Annotated in this window: 2 protein-coding genes; both read left to right on the forward strand. The window is 66.6% G+C overall.

From position 1 onward, the window contains the following. Positions 1-939, forward strand: a 939-nt coding sequence (locus AC1D1T_RS32245; protein WP_477993427.1) for a glutamine synthetase family protein, incomplete at its 5' end; no start/stop codon positions are given. A 21-nt stretch (positions 940-960) separates the two neighbouring features. Further along, the coding region (locus AC1D1T_RS32250; RefSeq protein ID WP_477993428.1) for an aminotransferase at positions 961-1,835 on the forward strand (875 nt) is incomplete at its 3' end.

The raw sequence follows: 1,835 nt of genomic DNA on the forward strand, positions 1-1,835 counted from the left end.
GAGCTGGAGTTCTACCTGATCGAGCGCAGCACCGACCCGAACCAGCCGCTGCGCCCGCCGAAGGGCCGCAGCGGCCGCGCCGAGACCTCGCGCCAGGCGTACTCGATCGATGCGGTGAACGAGTTCGACCCGCTGTTCGAGGACATCTACGCGTACTGCGAGCAGATGGAGCTGAACGTCGACACGCTGATCCACGAGGTCGGTGCCGGCCAGATGGAGATCAACTTCTTCCACGACCACCCGCTGGGGCTGGCCGATGAGGTGTTCTTCTTCAAGCGCACGATCCGCGAGGCCGCGCTGCGCCACGAGATGTACGCCACCTTCATGGCCAAGCCGATGGCCAACGAGCCGGGCAGCGCGATGCATGTGCACCAGAGCATCGTCAGCAAGCTGACCGGCAAGAACATCTTCAGCAACGAGGACGGGTCGCCGTCGAAGGAGTTCTTCTGGTACATCGGCGGGCTGCAGAAGTACACGCCGGCGGCGATGGCGCTGTTCGCGCCCTACGTCAACTCGTACCGCCGGCTCGCGCGCTCGACCGCGGCGCCGATCAACATCCAGTGGGGCACCGACAACCGCACGGTGGGCATCCGCTCGCCGGTGGCGACGCCGGCGGCGCGGCGCGTCGAGAACCGCGTGATCGGCGCCGACGCGAACCCGTACGTGGCGCTCGCCGCCACGCTCGCCTGCGGCTACCTCGGCATCAAGAACAGGATCGAGCCGGCCGCCGAGTGCAAAGGCGACGCCTACCTGTCGGAGTACCAGCTGCCGCGCTCGCTGAGCGAGGCGCTGGGCTGGCTCGCCGRCGAGAAGGACCTGCACGACGTGCTGGGCAAGCCGTTCATCACCGTCTACTCCGAGATCAAGGAGATCGAGCACGACGAGTTCATGAAGGTGATCTCGCCGTGGGAGCGCGAGCATCTCCTGCTGCATGTGTGAACAAGATCCGGAGACTTTGCGATGACTGAAACCAAGCGCAATACGAAAGACTGGCAGGCCGCCGACGCGGCGCACTACCTACATCCCTTCACCGACTTCAAGTCGCTCGCGGCCAAGGGCTCGCGCATCATCACCAAGGCCGACAACATCTACCTGTGGGACAGCGAGGGCAACAAGATCCTCGACGCGATGTCCGGCCTGTGGTGCGTCAACGTCGGCTACGGCCGCCAGGAGCTGATCGACGCGGCGACCGCGCAGCTGAAGCAGCTGCCGTTCTACAACTCGTTCTTCCAGACCGCGACGCCGCCGGCGATAGAGCTGGCCGAGCTGCTGGCGCAGGTGACGCCGCCGCAGTTCAAGCATGTGTTCTTCAGCGGCTCCGGCTCCGAGGGCAACGACACCGTCGTGCGCATGGTGCGGCGCTACTGGGACGTGCTCGGCCAGCCGGAGCGCACGGTGATCATCAGCCGCCACAACGCGTACCACGGCTCGACGATGGCCGGCGCCTCGCTCGGCGGCATGAGCGGCATGCACGCGCAGGGCGGGCTGCCGATCCCGGGCATCACCCACATCGAGCAGCCGTTCTGGTTCGAGAACGGCCAGGGCATGAACCGCGAGGAGTTCGGCATCCGCGCAGCCGACTGGCTGGAGTCGAAGATCCTCGAGGTCGGCGCCGACAAGGTGGCCGCCTTCATCGGCGAGCCGGTGCAAGGCGCCGGCGGCGTGATCGTGCCGCCCTCGAGCTACTGGCCGGCGATCCAGCGCATCTGCGACAAGCACGGCATCCTGGTGGTGTCCGACGAGGTCATCACCGGGTTCGGGCGCACCGGCCGCTGGTTCGGCTGCGAGACGATGGGCTTCAAGCCCGACCTGATGACCTTCGCGAAGGGCGTGAC

Source organism: Rhizobacter sp. P2_H3 (genome assembly GCF_056403355.1).